17 protein-coding genes are annotated in these 19,144 nt (G+C 71.9%); 15 read left to right on the plus strand and 2 right to left on the minus strand.

The window, feature by feature from the left end:
* Nucleotides 1-37: 37 nt before the first annotated feature.
* The 9 genes from ftsW (at nucleotide 38) to ACFYZY_RS09530 (ending at nucleotide 8,596) form a co-directional block, all read left to right on the plus strand.
* A complete protein-coding gene (gene ftsW / locus ACFYZY_RS09490) occupies nucleotides 38-1,378 on the plus strand; it encodes a putative lipid II flippase FtsW (protein WP_388691420.1) in 1,341 nt (446 codons plus the stop codon).
* A gap of 6 nt (nucleotides 1,379-1,384) precedes the next feature.
* Nucleotides 1,385-2,479, plus strand: a complete 1,095-nt coding sequence (murG, locus tag ACFYZY_RS09495; protein WP_388691422.1) for an undecaprenyldiphospho-muramoylpentapeptide beta-N-acetylglucosaminyltransferase — start codon at nucleotides 1,385-1,387, stop codon at nucleotides 2,477-2,479.
* Between the two features lie 40 nt (nucleotides 2,480-2,519).
* Entirely contained in the window at nucleotides 2,520-3,323 is an 804-nt protein-coding gene (locus ACFYZY_RS09500) for a cell division protein FtsQ/DivIB (RefSeq protein ID WP_388691425.1), read from the plus strand.
* Between the two features lie 278 nt (nucleotides 3,324-3,601).
* Nucleotides 3,602-4,819, plus strand: coding sequence for a cell division protein FtsZ (gene ftsZ / locus ACFYZY_RS09505; protein WP_388691427.1), 1,218 nt, complete (start codon nucleotides 3,602-3,604; stop codon nucleotides 4,817-4,819).
* A complete protein-coding gene (pgeF, locus tag ACFYZY_RS09510; protein ID WP_388691430.1) occupies nucleotides 4,816-5,592 on the plus strand; it encodes a peptidoglycan editing factor PgeF in 777 nt (258 codons plus the stop codon). Before ftsZ ends, pgeF begins: the two co-directional genes overlap by 4 nt.
* On the plus strand, nucleotides 5,592-6,311 hold the full coding sequence (locus ACFYZY_RS09515) for a YggS family pyridoxal phosphate-dependent enzyme (RefSeq protein ID WP_388691433.1): 720 nt from the start codon (nucleotides 5,592-5,594) through the stop codon (nucleotides 6,309-6,311). The genes pgeF and ACFYZY_RS09515 overlap by 1 nt, the downstream gene beginning before the upstream one ends.
* A gap of 122 nt (nucleotides 6,312-6,433) precedes the next feature.
* Nucleotides 6,434-7,054 (plus strand): cell division protein SepF, encoded by a 621-nt coding sequence (locus ACFYZY_RS09520; protein WP_388691435.1) that lies wholly within the window; start codon nucleotides 6,434-6,436, stop codon nucleotides 7,052-7,054.
* An 80-nt stretch (nucleotides 7,055-7,134) separates the two neighbouring features.
* Nucleotides 7,135-7,425: a YggT family protein gene (locus tag ACFYZY_RS09525; RefSeq protein WP_388691438.1), complete on the plus strand. Its 291-nt coding sequence runs from the start codon at nucleotides 7,135-7,137 to the stop codon at nucleotides 7,423-7,425.
* A gap of 55 nt (nucleotides 7,426-7,480) precedes the next feature.
* Entirely contained in the window at nucleotides 7,481-8,596 is a 1,116-nt protein-coding gene (locus tag ACFYZY_RS09530; protein ID WP_388691440.1) for a DivIVA domain-containing protein, read from the plus strand.
* Between the two features lie 216 nt (nucleotides 8,597-8,812).
* Here the strand turns inward: ACFYZY_RS09530 and ileS are convergent, their stop codons facing one another.
* On the minus strand, nucleotides 8,813-11,956 hold the full coding sequence (ileS, locus tag ACFYZY_RS09535; protein WP_388691443.1) for an isoleucine--tRNA ligase: 3,144 nt from the start codon (nucleotides 11,954-11,956) through the stop codon (nucleotides 8,813-8,815).
* A 536-nt stretch (nucleotides 11,957-12,492) separates the two neighbouring features.
* On the opposite strand from ileS, the gene ACFYZY_RS09540 reads away from it, so the two are divergent.
* The 6 genes from ACFYZY_RS09540 (at nucleotide 12,493) to ACFYZY_RS09565 (ending at nucleotide 17,914) form a co-directional block, all read left to right on the plus strand.
* Nucleotides 12,493-13,392 carry a TraR/DksA family transcriptional regulator gene (locus tag ACFYZY_RS09540; RefSeq protein WP_388691446.1) on the plus strand — a complete coding sequence of 300 codons (900 nt, stop codon included), beginning with the start codon at nucleotides 12,493-12,495 and terminating at the stop codon, nucleotides 13,390-13,392.
* A 113-nt stretch (nucleotides 13,393-13,505) separates the two neighbouring features.
* Nucleotides 13,506-14,135 (plus strand): signal peptidase II, encoded by a 630-nt coding sequence (gene lspA, locus ACFYZY_RS09545; protein ID WP_388691449.1) that lies wholly within the window; start codon nucleotides 13,506-13,508, stop codon nucleotides 14,133-14,135.
* A gap of 40 nt (nucleotides 14,136-14,175) precedes the next feature.
* A complete protein-coding gene (locus tag ACFYZY_RS09550; protein WP_388691452.1) occupies nucleotides 14,176-15,117 on the plus strand; it encodes an RluA family pseudouridine synthase in 942 nt (313 codons plus the stop codon).
* Entirely contained in the window at nucleotides 15,114-15,587 is a 474-nt protein-coding gene (locus tag ACFYZY_RS09555; protein WP_388691455.1) for a GNAT family N-acetyltransferase, read from the plus strand. The genes ACFYZY_RS09550 and ACFYZY_RS09555 overlap by 4 nt, the downstream gene beginning before the upstream one ends.
* A 102-nt stretch (nucleotides 15,588-15,689) precedes the next feature.
* Nucleotides 15,690-17,276: a Na+/H+ antiporter gene (locus ACFYZY_RS09560; RefSeq protein ID WP_388691459.1), complete on the plus strand. Its 1,587-nt coding sequence runs from the start codon at nucleotides 15,690-15,692 to the stop codon at nucleotides 17,274-17,276.
* A 56-nt stretch (nucleotides 17,277-17,332) separates the two neighbouring features.
* The gene (locus ACFYZY_RS09565; RefSeq protein ID WP_388691462.1) at nucleotides 17,333-17,914 is read left to right on the plus strand and encodes a dienelactone hydrolase family protein; all 582 of its coding nucleotides are present in this window, start codon (nucleotides 17,333-17,335) and stop codon (nucleotides 17,912-17,914) included.
* A gap of 70 nt (nucleotides 17,915-17,984) precedes the next feature.
* Here ACFYZY_RS09565 and ACFYZY_RS09570 read toward each other — a convergent pair whose 3' ends face one another.
* Complete coding sequence (locus ACFYZY_RS09570) at nucleotides 17,985-18,968, minus strand: zinc metalloprotease (protein WP_388691465.1); 984 nt, start codon at nucleotides 18,966-18,968, stop codon at nucleotides 17,985-17,987.
* Between the last annotated feature and the right edge of the window lie 176 nt (nucleotides 18,969-19,144).

Raw genomic sequence — 19,144 nt, forward strand, 5'->3', positions numbered from 1 at the left:
CCGGCAGCACCGGACACGACCGGAGGGGACAGCGACCATGCCGAGCAAGATCGCCGGGACGCGCCGGCCCTCCGCCGCACGCGGCGGAGGGCGGACTCCCGCGACCCCGCGGCGGACGCGGGGCGGAGGGGCGCGGGGTCTGTACGAGCGGGCCAGGAAGGCGTGGGACCGCCCTCTCACGGCGTACTACGTGATCATCGGCGCGGGGATGCTCATCACCGCCCTCGGGCTCGTGATGGTCTACTCCGCCTCGATGATCACGGCGCTCACCTACGAGCTGGTGCCCTCGTACTTCTTCCGGAAGCAGTTCTTCGCCGCCCTCCTCGGCACCGGACTGCTGTTCGTCGCCTCCCGGATGCCGGTGAAGCTGCACCGGGCGCTGGCCTATCCGCTCCTGGTCGGCGCGGTCTTCCTGATGATCCTGGTCCAGATCCCCGGGATAGGGCACGCGGTCAACGGCAACCAGAACTGGATCTCCCTCGGCGGCCCCTTCCAGCTCCAGCCCAGCGAGTTCGGCAAGCTGGCGCTGATCCTGTGGGGGGCCGACCTGCTCGCCCGCAAACAGGACATGCGGCTCCTGACCCAGTGGAAGCACATGCTGGTGCCGCTGGTCCCGGGCGCCTTCATGCTGCTCGGCCTGATCATGCTCGGCGGCGACATGGGCACCTCGATCATCCTCGCCGCGATCCTCTTCGGCCTGCTCTGGACGGCCGGAGCGCCCACCCGGCTCTTCGTCGGCGTGCTCGGGACCGCCGGCGCGATCGGCGTGCTGCTCATCAAGACGAGCGACAACCGGATGAAGCGCTTCGACTGCATCGGGGCGACCGATCCGGGCGGCGAGGGAGCCCCCTGCCTGCAGGCCGCGCACGGAATCTATGCTCTGGCGTCGGGCGGCTGGTTCGGTTCCGGGCTCGGTGCGAGCGTGGAGAAATGGGGCCAACTGCCGGAGGCGCACACCGACTTCATCTTCGCGGTCACCGGTGAGGAACTGGGCCTCGCGGGGACGCTGTCGGTACTCGCCCTGTTCGCGGCTCTAGGCTATGCGGGTATCCGCGTGGCCGGAGGCACGGAGGACCCCTTCGTGAGGTTCGCCGCGGGAGGTGTGACCACCTGGATCACGGCGCAGGCCGTGATCAACATCGGTGCGGTGCTCGGCCTGCTGCCGATCGCCGGTGTCCCCCTCCCGCTGTTCTCCTACGGAGGGTCGGCCCTGCTGCCGACCATGTTCGCCGTCGGGCTCCTCATCGCCTTCGCGCGACAGGAACCCGCCGCGAAAGCGGCCCTGGCCATGCGCCGCCCCGGCTGGGGCAAGCGGGTCGGGAAGAGATGGAAGTCGATGCGACGGCGCGTGAAGAAGCGCCCGTCCGGAGAGCGGTGAATTTCGGTGCATGTCGTACTCGCCGGTGGGGGGACCGCCGGCCACATCGAGCCCGCGCTCGCCCTCGCGGACGCCCTGCGGAGGCAGGACCCCAGCGTGGGCATCACGGCGCTCGGCACGGAGAAGGGTCTGGAGACCCGGCTCGTGCCCGAGCGGGGCTACGAGCTGGCGCTCATCCCCGCCGTGCCGCTGCCCCGCAAGCCCACCCCCGAGCTGATCACCGTCCCCGGACGGCTGCGCGGCACGATCAAGGCGGCCGAGCAGATCCTGGAGCGCACCCGGGCGGACTGCGTGGTCGGCTTCGGCGGCTACGTGGCGCTGCCCGGCTACCTGGCGGCCAAGCGGCTCGGCGTGCCGATCGTGGTCCACGAGGCCAACGCCCGGCCGGGCCTGGCCAACAAGATCGGTTCGCGGTACGCGGCCGGGGTCGCCGTCGCCACCCCGGACAGCAAGCTCCGCAACGCCCGTTACATCGGCATCCCGCTGCGGCACACCATCGCGACCCTCGACCGGGCGCGGGTGCGGCCCGAGGCGCGCGCCGCCTTCGGCCTCGACCCGAACCTGCCGACGCTGCTGGTCTCCGGCGGTTCGCAGGGCGCCCGGCGGCTCAACGAGGTGATCCAGCAGGTCGCCCCGGTGCTCCAGCGCTCCGGCATCCAGATCCTGCACGCGGTCGGCCCGAAGAACGAAATGCCGCGCGTCGACAACATGCCCGGTATGCCGCCGTACGTGCCGGTACCGTACGTGGACCGGATGGATCTCGCGTACGCCGCGGCCGACATGATGCTCTGCCGCGCGGGCGCGATGACCGTCGCCGAGCTCTCCGCCGTCGGGCTGCCCGCCGCGTACGTCCCGCTGCCCATCGGCAACGGCGAACAGCGGCTCAACGCCCAGCCGGTGGTCAAGGCCGGCGGCGGGCTCCTCGTCGACGACGCGGAGCTGACGCCGCAGTGGGTGCAGGGCAACGTCCTGCCCGTACTGGCCGATCCGCACCGGTTGTACGAGATGTCCCGCGCCGCCGCCGAGTTCGGGCGCCGGGACGCCGACGACCTGCTCGTCGGCATGGTGTACGAGGCGATCGCCGCCCGCCGCCAGGCGTAGCGCGGCGCGTTCCCCAGGGACGGAAGGCAGGAGGCGCCAGGTGGCAACCGCACCGACGACCGCCGGGAAGCGCGGCGCGAACGGGTCGAAGGGGGCGCCGGACGGGCCCGCGCGGCCGGAAGCCCGGAACCGGCGGTTCCGGGCGCTCCGGCCCCGGGTGGTCCTCGCCGCCGCCGGCCTCGTGGCGGTCGCCACCGGCACGCTCTGGGCGCTCTACGGGTCGTCCTGGTTCCGTGTGGAGCGTGTGGAGACCTCGGGTACGCGGGTCCTGACCCCGGCCCGGGTCGAGGCGGTCGCCGCCGTCCCGGCGGGCGCCCCGCTCGTCTCCGTCGACACCGACGCGATCGAGGCCCGGATCCGGCGGGGACTGCCGCGGATCGGGGCGGTCGAGGTCGAACGGGACTGGCCGCACGGAATCGTGCTGAAAGTGACGGAACGGCAGCCGGTCCTCCTCATTGAAAAGGGGGGAAAGTTCACCGAAGTGGACTCGTCCGGCCTGCGGTTCGCCACCGTCGCGACCGCTCCCCGGGGCGTCCCCCGGCTCGTCCTCGACGCCTCCGCCTCCCCGAGCCTCCGCCGCTTCGGCGCGGACCGGCTGCTCCGGGAGGCGGTCCGCGTCCGGGGTGAACTCCCGGAGGAAATCGCCGGGGACACCCGTGTCGTGCGCGTCACCTCGTACGATTCCGTCACTCTGGAACTCTCCGGGGGCCGTACCGTCTTCTGGGGAAGCGGCGAGCACGGCCCGGTCAAGGCCCGGGTGCTCGCCGCTCTCCTGAAAGCGGCTCCCAAAGCGGGGCGCTTCGACGTAAGTGCTCCCACGGCGCCCGCCGTGTCGGGGAGTTGACGTGCGTCACCACTGGCCAGCACCCTGGTTGGCCAGCGCTACGGGTGATCACATAGGGTGAAAAGAAAAACGGGAGGTTCGGCGTGTTCGTTGAACGTGCGCCACTTGTCGACTTAGTGTCCTGTCCGGAAGAGTCCAGCGAACAGAGACACTGGTAACCCTAAACTTCAACGTTAGGGTTTGGGTCGGCGTTTCGGACCGTCCCAATCGGCATCCGTCGTCGCAGCGCGGCCAACCGCGCGGTGGCGACACGTAACTCGAGGCGAGAGGCCTTCGACGTGGCAGCACCGCAGAACTACCTCGCAGTCATCAAGGTCATCGGTGTCGGCGGCGGTGGTGTCAATGCCATCAACCGAATGATCGAGGTCGGTCTCAAGGGCGTCGAGTTCATCGCGATCAACACCGACGCGCAAGCGCTGTTGATGAGCGACGCCGACGTCAAGCTCGACGTCGGCCGTGAACTCACCCGTGGCCTCGGGGCCGGGGCGAACCCGGCCGTCGGTCGCAAGGCGGCAGAGGACCACCGTGAGGAGATCGAGGAGGTCCTCAAGGGGGCCGACATGGTCTTCGTCACCGCCGGCGAAGGCGGTGGCACCGGTACCGGTGGCGCCCCCGTCGTCGCCAACATCGCACGTTCGCTCGGCGCCCTCACGATCGGCGTGGTCACCCGGCCGTTCACCTTCGAGGGACGCCGGCGCGCCAACCAGGCGGAGGACGGCATCGCCGAACTCCGCGAAGAGGTCGACACCCTCATCGTCATCCCCAACGACCGGCTGCTCTCGATCTCGGACCGCCAGGTCTCCGTGCTCGACGCCTTCAAGTCGGCCGACCAGGTCCTCCTGAGCGGTGTCCAGGGCATCACCGACCTCATCACCACCCCGGGTCTGATCAACCTCGACTTCGCCGACGTCAAGTCGGTCATGTCCGAGGCCGGTTCCGCCCTGATGGGCATCGGCTCCGCCCGCGGCGACGACCGCGCGGTGGCCGCCGCGGAGATGGCGATCTCCTCGCCGCTCCTGGAGGCGTCCATCGACGGCGCCCGCGGCGTGCTGCTCTCCATCTCCGGCGGCAGCGACCTCGGCCTCTTCGAGATCAACGAGGCCGCGCAGCTGGTCAGCGAGGCGGCCCACCCCGAGGCCAACATCATCTTCGGCGCCGTCATCGACGACGCTCTCGGTGACGAGGTCCGGGTCACCGTCATCGCGGCCGGCTTCGACGGCGGCCAGCCGCCGGCCCGCCGGGACAACATCATCGGCTCGGTCTCCGCCAAGCGCGAGGAGCCCGCCCCGGCGCCCCGCGCCACCGAGACCTCCCGCCCCCTGGGCGGCCTCGGCACGGTGGCCCCGCGCGAGGACCCGGCCCCCGCCCCGGCGGAGCCGACCCCCCCGCCGGTCAACGAGACCCCGCTGTCGTCCGTCCCGCCGGTGGTGCCGCCGGCCCGTCCGTACGCGGACAGCCAGGCCGAGGAACTGGACGTCCCGGACTTCCTGAAGTGATAGGACGTCGCTTCGACGCGAACGGCGCGCACTTCGCCTTCACCGACCGGTGGGGCGGGGTGAGCGCCGTTCCGTACGAGGAGTTCAACCTCGGCGGCGCGGTGGGCGACGACCCCGGGGCCGTACGCGCCAACCGGACGCTCGCCGCCGGGGCCCTCGGGCTCGACCCGGCCCGGGTGGTCTGGATGAACCAGGTGCACGGCGCGGACGTCGTGGAGGTCACCGGCCCCTGGGGGGACGGCGAGATCCCTTCCGTGGACGCGCTGGTCACCGCCCGGCCCGGACTCGCCCTCGCCGTCCTCACCGCGGACTGCGTCCCGGTCCTGCTCGCCGACCCGGTGGCCGGGGTGGTGTCCGCGGTCCACGCCGGAAGGCCCGGGATGGTCGCGGGGGTCGTCCCCGCCGCCGTGCGGGCCATGACCGGTCTCGGCGCCGATCCCGCCCGCGTCGTCGCCCTCACCGGCCCGTCCGTCTGCGGACGGTGCTACGAGGTGCCGGAGGCGATGCGCGACGAGGTCGCGGGCGTCGAGCCGGCCGCCGCGGCGGAGACCTCCTGGGGGACCCCCGCCGTCGACGTCGCCGCCGGGGTGCGCGCGCAGCTCGCCCGGCTCGGGGTCCGCGACGTCGAGGACGCCGGGGTCTGCACCCTGGAGTCCCGCGACCACTACTCGTACCGCCGCGACCGCACCACGGGGCGACTCGCGGGATATGTCTGGTGGGACGCCGGGTCCTCCCCGGGCACGGCCCCCGGATTCCCGGCAGGAAAGAGCTGATGACGGACCGCACGGCGGAACTCGCCGAGAACCTGGCCCGGGTGGAGGCGCGCATCGTCGCGGCCTGCGCCGCCGCGGGACGCGCGCGGGAGGAGGTCACCCTGATCGTGGTGACCAAGACCTACCCCGCGAGCGACGTGAGAATCCTCCACGGCCTGGGCGTCCGGCACGTGGCCGAGAACCGGGACCAGGACGCCGCCCCCAAGGCGGCCGCCTGCGCCGATCTCGACCTGAACTGGCACTTCGTGGGCCAGTTGCAGACGAACAAGGTCAAGTCCGTGCTCGGTTATGCCGACATGGTGCAGTCCGTCGATCGTCCGAAGCTCGTTTCCGCCCTCTCCGCCGCGGCGGAGAAGCGGGGGCGCGCGCTCGGCTGCCTGATCCAGGTCGCGCTCGACGCCGGGTCCGGCGAGCGGGGCGACCGGGGCGGCGTCGCGCCGGACGGCGTCGAGGAGTTGGCGGCGGCCGTGGACGCCGCCCCCGGCCTGCGGCTCGACGGCCTGATGACCGTCGCCCCGCTCGCCGGGCCGTACGCGGGCCGGCAACGCGCCGCCTTCGAACGGCTGATGGATGTGTCGACTGCCCTGCGCGCGACCCGTCCGGCTGCGAACATGGTGTCGGCGGGCATGAGCGGAGACCTGGAAGAGGCCGTCGCGGCCGGGGCGACACACGTACGCGTCGGTACTGCGGTACTCGGTGTCCGCCCGAAGCTCGGGTAACGTCGCGAAGCAAGTCGGACCACAGCAGAAAATATGGTCATTCCGTAGAACGGCGGGACGACCCGTGGATCGCCGGCACTTGGTGACGAGGCCGATCCACCACAGAGCGGAGGAATCGGAGAATGGCCGGCGCGATGCGCAAGATGGCGGTCTACCTCGGCCTCGTGGAGGACGATGGGTACGACGGCCGGGGCTTCGACCCCGACGACGACTTCGAGCCCGAGCTGGAGCCGGAGCCCGAGCGCGACCGGCGCCACGCGCCCCCGCGCCAGGTGGAGCACGAGGAACCGGTGCGCGCGGTGAAGCCCCCCGCCCCCCGGGAACCCGTCGCCCATTCCGTCCCGGTACTCGCCGAAAGCGGACGTCCGGCCCGAATTGCCCCCGTGGCATCCATCACACCCGAACGTCCGAACCTGGAGAAGAACGCACCGGTGATCATGCCCAAGGTCGTGTCCGAGCGGGAGCCCTACCGCATCACCACATTGCACCCCCGGACCTACAACGAGGCCCGTACCATCGGGGAACACTTCCGTGAGGGCACCCCGGTGATCATGAATCTCACGGAGATGGACGACACGGACGCGAAGCGACTTGTCGACTTTGCCGCCGGACTCGTCTTCGGGCTCCATGGCAGCATTGAGCGCGTGACGCAGAAGGTGTTCCTGTTGTCGCCTGCTAACGTCGATGTCACGGCGGAGGACAAGGCCCGGATCGCAGAGGGCGGATTCTTCAACCAGAGCTGAGAACACGAGAACCGGACGGGCCGGCCGCGAAGCGGCCGGACGAGCGAGAGCACAGAAGCCAGGGGAGAGGGAAACGCGGGATGGGCGTCGCACTACAGGTGGTCTACATCGTGCTGATGTGCTTCCTCGTCCTCCTGATCGTCCGGCTTGTCATGGACTACGTCTTCCAGTTCGCCCGTTCATGGCAACCCGGCAAGGCGATGGTGGTCGTTCTGGAGGCCACCTACACTGTCACCGATCCACCGCTCAAGCTCCTGCGGCGGATGATCCCGCCGTTGCGTCTCGGGGGCGTGGCACTCGACCTGTCCTTCTTCGTTCTGATGATCATCGTCTACATCCTGATCTCCGTGGTGAGCAGCTTCGCGAGGTGAGTGTGGACGATACGGTCTTGCCGACTGCCGACGACTACGTAGAGGTGAAGAAGAGATGCCGCTGACTCCCGAGGACGTGCGGAACAAGCAGTTCACGACCGTCCGCCTGCGAGAAGGCTATGACGAGGACGAGGTCGATGCCTTCCTCGACGAGGTCGAGGCCGAGCTGACCCGCCTGCTCCGCGAGAACGAGGACCTGCGCGCCAAGCTGGCCGCCGCGACGCGTGCCGCCGCGCAGAACCAGCAGCAGGGCATGCGCAAGCCCCCGGAGCAGCAGGATCGTCCCGTCGGTCCCGGGGCTCCGGTACCCGCCGCCATATCGGGACCGCCGGTCCAGCCGCAGCAGCCCCAGATGGGTCCGCCGCAGCTGCCCTCCGGTGCTCCTCAGCTTCCCGCCGGTCCGATGCAGGGCGGCCCCATGCAGGGTGGTCCCATGCAGGGCGGGCCCATGGGCCCCGGTCCGATGCAGGGCGGCCCCATGCAGGGCGGTCCGATGGGTCCCGGCTCGATGCAGGGCGGTCCGATGGGTCACCCGCAGCAGCAGCAGATGCAGCAGCAGCCCGCGCAGGGTCCCGGCGGCGACAGTGCCGCGCGTGTCCTCTCGCTGGCCCAGCAGACCGCCGACCAGGCGATCGCGGAGGCCCGTTCCGAGGCCAACAAGATCGTCGGCGAGGCGCGTTCGCGCGCCGAGGGCCTGGAGCGGGACGCCCGCGCCAAGGCCGACGCCCTGGAGCGGGACGCCCAGGAGAAGCACCGCGTCGCGATGGGCTCCCTGGAGTCCGCGCGTGCCACGCTCGAGCGCAAGGTCGAGGACCTGCGCGGCTTCGAGCGCGAGTACCGCACGCGTCTGAAGTCGTACCTGGAGTCGCAGCTGCGTCAGCTGGAGACCCAGTCGGACGACTCGCTGGCTCCGCCGCGCACCCCGGCCGCGGCCTCCCTGCCGCCGGCCCCGTCGATGGCCTCGGCCGGCGCGGGCGCGCCGTCCTACGGCAGCGGCGGGATGGGCGGCGGTCCGTCCATGGGCGGTGGCCCGTCCTACGGCGGCGGCCAGCAGCAGATGTCCCCGGCGATGACCCAGCCGATGGCTCCGGTCCGGCCGCAGGCTCCGCAGCCGATGCAGCAGGCTCCGGCGCCGATGCGCGGCTTCCTGATCGACGAGGACGACAACTGACGGCGGGCGTTCGCGCGTCGAGCGCGTAGCCGTCGGCAGGCTGAGAGGGCCGGATCCCGGGAGACCGGGGTCCGGCCCTCTGCCGTGTCCGGACACGGGGACGGCGCGGACCGGGTGCCGGGCGCGGGCGGACCGTCCCGGCGGCGCGGCGGAAAGGGAGCGGAAACGGAACGGCCCGGCTCCCCGTCGAGGGGGAGCCGGGCCGTCCGCCGGACCCTACGCCTTGCGGAGGCGGAAGGTCAGGGCCAGGGACTCGTCCGTGAACGGGGCGCCGTACGTGTCGTCGGCCTCGCCGTTCGCGTGGTCCGTCGCCAGCACCTCGTCCGCGATGAGGGCCGCGTGGGCCGTCAGGGCCTCCGTGGTCTCCGGGGAAGTGGAGGTCCAGCGCAGGGCGATGCGGTCGGCGACGTCCAGGCCGCTGTTCTTGCGGGCCTCCTGGATCAGCCGGATCGCGTCACGGGCCAGGCCCGCCCGCCGCAGCTCCGGGGTGATCTCCAGGTCGAGGGCGACCGTCGCGCCCGCGTCCGAGGCGACCGACCAGCCCTCGCGCGGGGTCTCCGTGACGATGATCTCCTCGGGGGTCACGACGATGTCCTCGCCGTTCACCGTCAGGACCGCCTCGCCGGAGCGCAGCGCCAGGGAGAGGGCCGCCGCGTCCGCCGCCGCCACCGCCTTCGCCACGTCCTGGACGCCCTTGCCGAACCGCTTGCCCAGGGCACGGAAGTTGGCCTTGGCCGTGGTGTCGACCAGGCTGCCGCCGACCTCCGAGAGGGACGCCAGGGAGGAGACGTTCAGCTCCTCCGTGATCTGGGCCCGCAGCTCCGGGGAGAGGGCCGTGAAGCCCGTGGCCGCCACCAGGGCGCGGGAGAGCGGCTGACGGGTCTTCACGCCCGACTCCGCGCGCGTCGCACGCCCCAGCTCCACCAGGCGCCGGACGAGCAGCATCTGCTCGGAGAGGGCGCCGTCGATCAGGGCGGCGTCCGCCTCCGGCCAGGTGGCCAGGTGGACCGACTCCGGGGCGTCCGGGGTCACCGGGACCACCAGGTCCTGCCAGACCCGCTCGGTGATGAACGGGGTCAGCGGGGCCATCAGGCGCGTGACCGTCTCGACCACCTCGTGCAGGGTCCGCAGGGCCGCCCTGTCGCCCTGCCAGAAGCGGCGGCGGGAACGGCGCACGTACCAGTTGGAGAGGTCGTCGACGAACGCCGACAGGAGCTTGCCGGTGCGCTGGGTGTCGTACGACTCCATCGCCTCGGTGGTCTCGGCCACCAGCGTGTTCAGCTCGGAGAGCAGCCACCGGTCGAGGACCGTGCGGTCGGCCGGGGCCGGGTCCGCCGCGCTCGGCGCCCAGCCGGACGTGCGGGCGTACAGGGCCTGGAAGGCGACCGTGTTCCAGTACGTCAGGAGGGTCTTGCGGACGACCTCCTGGATCGTGCCGTGGCCCACCCGGCGGGCCGCCCACGGCGAGCCGCCGGCCGCCATGAACCAGCGGACGGCGTCGGCGCCGTGCTCGTCCATCAGCGGGACCGGCTGGAGGATGTTCCCCAGGTGCTTGGACATCTTGCGGCCGTCCTCGGCGAGGATGTGGCCCAGGCAGACCACGTTCTCGTACGACGACTTGTCGAACACCAGCGTGCCGACGGCCATCAGGGTGTAGAACCAGCCGCGGGTCTGGTCGATCGCCTCGGAGATGAACTGCGCCGGGTAGCGGCTCTCGAACAGCTCCTTGTTCTCGTACGGGTAGCCGTACTGGGCGAACGGCATGGAGCCCGAGTCGTACCAGGCGTCGATGACCTCCGGGACGCGCGTGGCCTCCAGGGAGCAGCCCTCCGCCGGGCAGCCGAACGTCACCGCGTCGATGTACGGGCGGTGCGGGTCCAGGCCCGACTGGTCGGTGCCGGTCAGTTCGGTCAGCTCCGCGCGCGAGCCCACGCAGGTGAGGTGCCCCTCCTCGCAGCGCCAGATCGGCAGCGGGGTGCCCCAGTAGCGGTTGCGGGAGAGGGCCCAGTCCACGTTGTTGGTCAGCCAGTCGCCGAAGCGCCCGTGCTTGACCGACTCCGGGAACCAGTTGGTCCTCTCGTTCTCCGCGAGCATGCGGTCCTTGACCGCGGTCGTACGGATGTACCAGGACGGCTGCGCGTAGTAGAGCAGCGCCGTGTGGCAGCGCCAGCAGTGCGGGTAGCTGTGCTCGTACGGGATGTGCCGGAAGAGCAGGCCGCGCGCGTCCAGGTCGGCGGTCAGCGCCTCGTCGGCCTTCTTGAAGAAGACGCCGCCGACCAGCGGCACGTCCTCCTCGAAGGTGCCGTCGGGGCGGACCGGGTTCACGACCGGCAGGCCGTACGCCTTGCAGACCTTGAGGTCGTCCTCGCCGAAGGCGGGGGACTGGTGGACCAGACCGGTGCCGTCCTCGGTCGTCACGTACTCGGCGTTCACGACGTAGTGCGCGGGCTCCGGGAACTCGACCAGCTCGAACGGGCGCCGGTACGTCCAGCGCTCCATGTCCTTGCCGGTGAAGGTCTCGCCGGTGGTGACCCAGCCCTCGCCGAGGGCCTTCTCGACCAGCGGTTCGGCGACGACGACCTGCTCGTCGCCGTCGCTGGCGACCACGTAGGTGACCTCGGGGTGGGCGGCGACGGCCGTGTTGGACACCAGGGTCCACGGGGTCGTCGTCCAGACCAGGAGCGCCGCCCGGCCGGCCAGCGGGCCAGAGGTCAGCGGGAAGCGGACGTAGACCGAGGGGTCCACGACCGTCTCGTACCCCTGCGCCAGCTCGTGGTCGGAGAGGCCGGTGCCGCAGCGGGGGCACCAGGGGGCCACCCGGTGGTCCTGGACGAGGAGGTCCTTCTCGAAGATCTGCTTCAGGGACCACCAGACCGACTCGATGTACGAGGGGTCCATGGTCCGGTAGGCGTCGTCGAGGTCGACCCAGTAGCCCATCCGGGTCGTCAGCTCGGCGAAGGCGTCGGTGTGCCGGGTCACCGACTCGCGGCACTTGTCGTTGAACTCGGCGATGCCGTACGCCTCGATGTCCTTCTTGCCGGAGAAGCCCAGCTCCTTCTCGACGGCCAGCTCGACCGGGAGGCCGTGGCAGTCCCAGCCGGCCTTGCGGGCCACGTGGTAGCCGCGCATGGTCCGGAAGCGGGGGAAGACGTCCTTGAAGACGCGGGCCTCGATGTGGTGGGCGCCCGGCATGCCGTTGGCGGTGGGCGGGCCCTCGTAGAAGACCCACTCGGGGCGGCCCTCGGACTGCTCCAGGGTCTTCGCGAAGACCTTGTTCTCCTGCCAGAAGTCGAGCACGGCGTGTTCGAGGGCGGGCAGGTCGACCTGGGCGGGCACCTGGCGGTACTGCGGCGGTGTCATGCGGCGGACTCTCCTCCGGACGGACGGTTCTGCTTCCGTCGGAGGGACGAGAGCGCTGCTCCCGCGGTACCACCCTCCTTGGTTCCGGGCGTGACCGTCCGGAACCCCCTCATTGGGGTCGCGACGCCGGGTCTAGTCACCGTGCCTCGGCGCGGCTTTCTTCCGGCGGCTCCGGGGTGATGCTTCACATCGGGCTCGCCCCCGGGCTCTCACCGTCCCCGGGTCGCTCATGACTGCGTACGACGCTACTCGTCCCCATCCAAGCCTTTCGCTGGGCCCAGTGTACGGGGCCCGGGAGAAGACGGGGGACCGGTTTTGCCGTGACCCGAATGGCCATACGAGGGGAGCCGGGTCCGGAGTGCGCCCGTGTGGGGGAGGGGCGGGCGGACGACCGGGCCGGAGCCGGGCACGACGGAGCGCGGACCGCTCCGGCGGGGGCGGACGCGGCGGCGTGGCCCGTTGCCGCGGGCCCCGGGTCGATTTATCGTCCCAGCACGATGCGCGAGCAAGATCACAAAATGTGAAGGGGCCGCGACATGGTGGCGAAGAAGACCACCGCGAAGAAGTCCCCGGCCGCCGGTCCGGACGCGACGGGCGGTACGGGCGGTACGGGCGCGCCCGGCGGGACCGGGAGCGCGGTCGCCGGCCGGCCGCCGGTCGCGGAGGAGCCGGTGGCCGGGGAGCGGTCCGTGGTCACGCGGAAGACGGCCGCCAAGAAGGCCGTCGCGAAGAAGGCGGCGGCCGTGCGGAAGACGGTCGCCGAGAAGACGGCGGCCGCGAAGAAGGCCGTCGTGGAGAAGGCCGGGGCGGCGGCCCCCGCCGGGGAGGCCGCCGCCCCGGACGCGCCCGCCGGAAGGACCGCGGCGGAGAAGAGCACGACGGGGAAGACCGCGGCGAAGAAGACCGCGGCGAGGAAGGCGGTCGCCGGGAAGGCGTCCGCGGAGAAGAAGCAGACAGGAGCCAGGACGGTGGCAGTGAAGAAGACCGCGGGTGGCGTCACGACCGCCGACGGGAAGGCCGCGGTGCCCCCGGCCCGCGGCGGTGAGCTGGCGGTCCGGCCCGGGGAGGACCCCTGGACGCCGGACGAGGTGGCCGAGGCGCGTGACGGGCTCCTGGCGGAGGCGCTGCGGCTGCGCGGCGAGCTGGCCCACTCCCAGCAGGAGCTGACCGGCCTCATGCGGGACTCCGGCGACGGCGCCGGGGACGACCAGGCCGACACCGGCACCAAGAACATCACCCGCGAACACGAGCTGGCCCTCGCCGCCAACGCCCGGGAGATGCTGGAGCAGACCGAGCACGCCCTGGAGCGCCTGGACGCCGGCACGTACGGCCTGTGCGAGGCGTGCGGCAGGCCGATCGGCAAGGCCCGGATGCAGGCGTTCCCCCGGGCCACCCTCTGCGTCGAGGACAAGCAGCGGCAGGAGCGGCGCGGCTGACGGCGCGAGCGGTACGACCGGCCGCCGGGCCCGCCGTCTCGGCTGCCGGTCCCGTACCCCCGTGCCGTACCCTCGGTGCACGGTCAGGCATCGAGGTCGAGGGACTCACTCACGTGGCAGAGGCGGAGCGCATCATCGGTACGCCGGATTCAGCAGGGGCCGACGAGCCGGCCGCCTCCGACGGGGCGCGGGCCGCCTCCGACGGGGCGCCGGACCCGGACGACGGCGCGGTCGCCGTTCCGGAGGAGCGGCCCCGGGGCAGGCGCAGGATCGTCGCCCTGTTCGTGGTGGCCGTCCTCGCCTACCTGCTCGACCTCGGCAGCAAGCTGCTCGTGGTCGAGAAGCTGGAGGGCCGCGCCCCGATCCCGGTGATCGGCGACCTGCTCCGCCTCGACGCCATCCGCAACCCGGGCGCCGCCTTCGGCATGGGCGAGGCGTTCACGATCATCTTCACCTGCATCGCCGTCGCCGTGATCGTCGTGATCGTCCGGCTCGCGCGGAAGCTCTACAGCCTGCCGTGGGCGATCGCGCTCGGTCTGCTGCTCGGCGGCGCGCTCGGCAACCTCACGGACCGGATCTTCCGCTCGCCGGGCGTCTTCGAGGGCGCGGTCGTCGACTTCATCGCCCCCGCGCGCTTCGCCGTCTTCAACCTCGCGGACTCGGCGATCGTCTGCGGCGGCATCCTCATCGTGATCCTGTCGTTCCGGGGCCTGGACCCGGACGGCACCGTCCACAAGGACTGACCCCGGACGGAGCACGTCCCGCACAAGGCATACTCGACGGGTGAGTACGAGTCCCGAGATCCGCACCCTGCCCGTTCCCGATGGCCTGGAGGGCGAGCGCGTCGACGCCGCCATCGCCCGTATGTTCGGCTTCTCCCGTACGAAGGCGGCCGAGCTGGCCGCCGCCGGGAAGGTCCAGGTCGACGGTTCCGTCGTCGGCAAGTCCGAGCGGGTCAGCGGCGGCGCGTGGCTGGAGGTCGAGATGCCGGGCGCGGCCGCGCCCGTGCAGGTCGTCGCGGAGCCCGTCGAGGGCATGGAGATCGTCCACGACGACGACGACATCGTGGTGATCATGAAGCCGGTGGGCGTCGCCGCCCACCCCAGCCCCGGCTGGACCGGCACCACCGTCATCGGCGGCCTCGCCGCCGCCGGGTACCGCATCTCCACGTCCGGCGCCGCCGAGCGCCAGGGCATCGTGCACCGCCTCGACGTCGGCACCTCCGGCCTGATGGTGGTCGCCAAGTCGGAGTACGCGTACACCTCGCTCAAGCGCCAGTTCAAGGAGCGCACGGTCGACAAGCGCTACCACGCGCTCGTCCAGGGCCACCCCGACCCGATGAGCGGCACCATCGACGCCCCGATCGGCCGCCACCCGAACCACGACTACAAGTGGGCGGTCACCGCCGACGGCAAGCCCTCCGTCACGCACTACGACCTCATCGAGGCGTACCGCTCGGCCTCGCTGCTCGACATCAAGCTGGAGACGGGCCGCACCCACCAGATCCGGGTGCACATGTCCGCCCACCGCCACCCCTGCGTCGGCGACCTCACCTACGGCGCCGACCCGACCCTCGCCAAGCGCCTCGGCCTGACCCGGCAGTGGCTGCACGCCGTCCGCCTCGGCTTCGAGCACCCGGGCGACGGGTCGTGGGTCGAGTTCGCCAGCACGTACCCCGACGACCTCCGCACGGCCCTGGACCGGATCGCGTCGGAGAGCCGGTGAGCACCGCGTACACCGTCACCGTCCGCGAGGCACGGGACGACGAGGACCGCGAGGCGTGCTTCGCGGTCCGCCGCGAGGTCTTCGTCGAGGAGCAGGGCGTTCCCCGGGAGCTGGAGTACGACACGTACGACGCGACCGCCGTGCACGTCCTCGCGGTGCGCGGGGACGGACTGCCGCTGGGCACCGGGCGCCTGCTGCACGGCGCCGACGCGCTCGGGAAGACCGGCGGCGACGCCTCGGTGGGCTCGCTCGGCCGGCTCGCGGTCGCCAGGGCGGCGCGCGGCCTCGGGGTCGGCGCGGCCCTCGTCCGGAGCATCGAGGACGTGGCGCGGGAGCGCGGCCTGACCGCCGTCGACCTGCACGCGCAGACCCACGCGCTCGGCTTCTACGAGCGGCTGGGGTACGAGGCGTACGGCCCCGAGTTCCCGGACGCGGGCATTCCGCACCGGTCCATGCGCAAGGCCCTGTAGGCGCGGGCCCCGCCGGGCGCCCGGGGGCCGCCGCCACGCCGTCCCCGATCCCGATCAGGGATAACGGGTGTGAAAACGGACGTACGTGGCAGGCTCAGAGCCGTGGATCAATTGGCCCTGCTGTTCCTGCTGCTCCTCGGTGCCGTGCTCACCGTGCCCCTCGGCGAGCGGCTCGGGCTGCCCGCACCCGTCCTGATGACCCTCATCGGGATCGTGCTGGCCTTCCTGCCGTTCGTGCCGAACGTCGAGATCCCGCCGGAGTACATCCTCCCGCTGGTGCTGCCGCCCCTGCTGTACGCCGCCGTGCAGCGGACCTCCTGGCGTCAGTTCGCCGCCAACAAACGGCCGATCTTCCTGCTCGCGGTCGCCCTGGTCTTCGTCACCACGGCCGCCGTCGGCGCCGTCGCGAACGCGCTGGTTCCCGGCATCCCGCTGGCCGCCGCCATCGCCCTCGGCGCCCTCGTCGCGCCGCCGGACCCGGTCGCCGCGACCGCCGTCGCGGGCTCGCTCGGACTTCCCCGCCGGCTGGTGTCGATCCTGGAGGGCGAGGGGCTCTTCAACGACGTCACCGCGATCGTGCTCTACCACGTGGCGATCGCCGCCGTCGTCAGCGGCTCCTTCTCCTGGTACGAGGCGGCCGGACAGCTGGTGCTCTCGGCCGTCGTCGCCGTCGCCGTCGGTCTGGGACTCGGCTGGCTCTCCAACAAGCTCATCGGGGTCCTGGGCGACCCCACCCTCCAGACCGGCCTCACCCTCCTCGTTCCCTTCGTGAGCTACGTCCTCGCCGAGGAGCTGCACGGCTCCGGGGTCCTCGCCGTCCTGGTCACCGCGCTCTTCCTGGCCGAGCACGCGGCCGACGCCGACGACGTCATGGGCCGGCTCGCCGGGCAGACCTTCTGGGAGATCGTGGACACCCTGGTGACCGGCATCGCCTTCGGCCTCATCGGCCTGGAGGTCGTCCACGTCTTCGGGTACGCGGACGGGCACGTCCTGGAGATGCTCGGCTGGGGCGCCGCCGTGGCCGGGACGGTCGTCGTCGTCCGGCTCCTGTGGCTGCTGCCCGCGACCTGGCTGGCGAAGAGGCTGCACACGCTCCGGGACGTGGACGAGGAGATCCCGGTGAGCTGGCGGGAGACCGTCGTCATGTGGTGGGCGGGGATGCGCGGAGTGGCCTCGGTGGCGCTCGCGCTCGCCGTCCCGCTCACCACCGCCGACGGTTCGCCCTTCCCCGGCCGCGCGGAGATCGTCTTCATCGCCTTCTGCGTGATCCTCACCACCCTCGTCCTCCAGGGGCTCACCCTGCCCGCCCTGGTCCGGAAGCTCGGGGTGAAGGCGGACACCGAGACCGAGCGGGCCCTGGAACGCGACCTCGCGGTCCGGGCCGCGAACGCGGCCAAGCGGAGGCTCAAGGAGATCGAGGAGGTCGAGGACCTGCCCGAGGAGGTGCAGGAACGGCTCCACCGCGGCGCCTTCGACATCGGGGCGCGGATCAGTCCCGACATGGTGGAGGACGAGCGGCGGGCGGCCACCGCCGAGCGGGCCAACCGGTTCAGGGCGGTGCAGCGCATCCAGCGGGAGCTGCTGTCGGCCGCCCGGCACGAGATCCTCGCGGCGCGCAGCGAGCCGGGCGCCGACCCCGAGGTGGTGGACCGGGTGCTGCGCCAGCTGGACGTGCGCAGCATGCGCTGACGGGCCCGGGGACCGGCTTCCGGGGCGGGCCCGCGGCGAGTGGCAGGATGGCGCGCATGGACATCATGCTTTTCCACTCGGTGTACGGCCCGCGCCCGGCCGTGGAGGCCGCGGCCGACCGGCTGCGGGCCGCCGGGCACCGGGTGTGGACGCCGGACCTCTTCGACGGCTGGACCACCGACTCGGTGGAGGAGGGCAGGGCGAAGCGGGACGAGATCGGCAAGGACGAGCTGCTGAGGCGGGCGATCCTGGCCGCCGCCCCGTACTCGGAGCGCGGTCTGGTCTACGCCGGCTTCTCGCTCGGCGCGTCGGTCGCGCAGACCCTGGCCCTCGGTGACGAGAAGGCGCGCGGCCTCCTGCTGCTGCACGGCACCTCGGACCTCGCGCCGAACGCGTCGGCGGACGGGCTGCCCGTACAGCTGCACGTGGCCGAGCCCGACCCCTTCGAGACGGACGACTGGCTGTCCGCCTGGTACCTCCAGATGGGCCGGGCCGGGGCGGACGTGGAGATCCACCGCTACCGGGGGGCCGGGCACCTCTACACGGACCCGGAGCTGCCGGACTGGGACGCGGAGGCGGCCGCGCGGACCTGGTCGGTGGCGCTGTCGTTCCTGGAGGAGCTGGAGGCGGCGGCGTAGGCGCCCGCGTACGCCCGGGGGCGCGGAGGGAGGGGTCTCCCGCCGCGCCCCCGGTGCGTTCCGGAACGGGTCAGCCCGCGCGGTACGCGGTCCAGCTCTCGTTCATGCGGGTCGCCTGGCCCGCGGTGAACTGGTACATGCAGGAGTCGTACGTGTAGTCCATGAAGTTGTGGATCGGGTCCGCGCCGGCCTTGCTGGTGCAGGAGTCGCGGCCGGCCGGGCACTCGTAGGCCGGGCTCTTCTCGGCCGGGGTGTCGGTGACGTAGTCGCCGTTGCCGGTGCAGCCGCCCTGGAAGGTGTGGTAGAGGCCCATCCAGTGGCCGACCTCGTGCGTGCCGGTGTCGCCCTGGTTGTAGTTGGCCGCCGAGCCGCCCGGGAGCGAGGCGTCGAGGACGACGACGCCGTCCATGGACGGGTTGGACTTGTACGAGGAGGGGAAGGTCGCCCAGCCGAGGAGGCCGCCGCCCAGGTTGGCGGTGTAGAAGTTCAGCGCGTTCGCCCCGCCCTTGCGGAGGGTCTGCTTCATCTGCTTCTCGGCGGTGGAGCCGGAGGTCAGGTTGTACCAGGTGGCGTTGTCCGTGTAGTCGGTACCGGCCAGGGTGAACTGGAAGTTGGTGTTCACGTTGCCGGTGCCCTGGCCGGCGTAGGCCGCGTTCAGGACGTTCATCTGGTCGTTGATGGCGGTGGCGGAGAGCTTGCCCGTCGTGCCGGAGTGGATGACGTGGAAGTAGACGGGGATGGTGACCGCGGTGGCGGCGGCCTCCCCGGCGGAGGCGCCGAGGCGCCCGGCCGAACGGGCCGAGGCCAGCTTCTTCCTGAGGTCCTCGTCCATCGCCTTGGCCTGGGCGGCCGTGACCTCGTTCGGCTCGGCGGCGTGGTTGTCGGCGCCGCGCGCCTTGCGGGCGCCGGAGAGGGCGGCGGTGCCGTCCGCGCACTCCTCGGCGGAGGCGCCGGCCAGGGCGGGGGTGGAGGCGCCGGTGGCGACGGGGGCGGAGAGGGGGGCAAGGGCCAGGGTTCCGGCCATGACGGCGGTGCCGACGATACGACGTGACATACGCGGGGATATACGGGCAAGAGCACGCATGGTGTCTCCTCGTGGGGGGCGGGCGGAGGAACTTCCTCCGCCACGCCGGGGAGATTACGCGTCCATGTCAGGCGTCGTTGAGGAGTGATCAAGCCCAATCATCCGTGGGGCAATTCGGTGCATCGGGAAGAAAAACTTGTGCCGCT

Origin of the sequence: Streptomyces sp. NPDC001744 (assembly GCF_042892575.1) — a bacterium.
GTDB lineage: Bacteria > Actinomycetota > Actinomycetes > Streptomycetales > Streptomycetaceae > Streptomyces.

What these genes read in the sequence shown, in the direction of transcription:
- ftsW (WP_388691420.1), top strand. Translation starts at nt 38, where the DNA reads ATGCCGAGCAAGATCGCCGGGACGCGCCGGCCCTCCGCCGCACGCGGC.
- ACFYZY_RS09515 (WP_388691433.1), top strand. Translation starts at nt 5,592, where the DNA reads ATGACGGACCGCACGGCGGAACTCGCCGAGAACCTGGCCCGGGTGGAG.
- ACFYZY_RS09520 (WP_388691435.1), top strand. Translation starts at nt 6,434, where the DNA reads ATGGCCGGCGCGATGCGCAAGATGGCGGTCTACCTCGGCCTCGTGGAG.
- ACFYZY_RS09525 (WP_388691438.1), top strand. Translation starts at nt 7,135, where the DNA reads ATGGGCGTCGCACTACAGGTGGTCTACATCGTGCTGATGTGCTTCCTC.
- ACFYZY_RS09530 (WP_388691440.1), top strand. Translation starts at nt 7,481, where the DNA reads ATGCCGCTGACTCCCGAGGACGTGCGGAACAAGCAGTTCACGACCGTC.
- ileS (WP_388691443.1), bottom strand. Translation starts at nt 11,956, where the DNA reads ATGACACCGCCGCAGTACCGCCAGGTGCCCGCCCAGGTCGACCTGCCC.
- ACFYZY_RS09540 (WP_388691446.1), top strand. Translation starts at nt 12,493, where the DNA reads ATGGTGGCGAAGAAGACCACCGCGAAGAAGTCCCCGGCCGCCGGTCCG.
- ACFYZY_RS09565 (WP_388691462.1), top strand. Translation starts at nt 17,333, where the DNA reads ATGGACATCATGCTTTTCCACTCGGTGTACGGCCCGCGCCCGGCCGTG.
- ACFYZY_RS09570 (WP_388691465.1), bottom strand. Translation starts at nt 18,968, where the DNA reads ATGTCACGTCGTATCGTCGGCACCGCCGTCATGGCCGGAACCCTGGCC.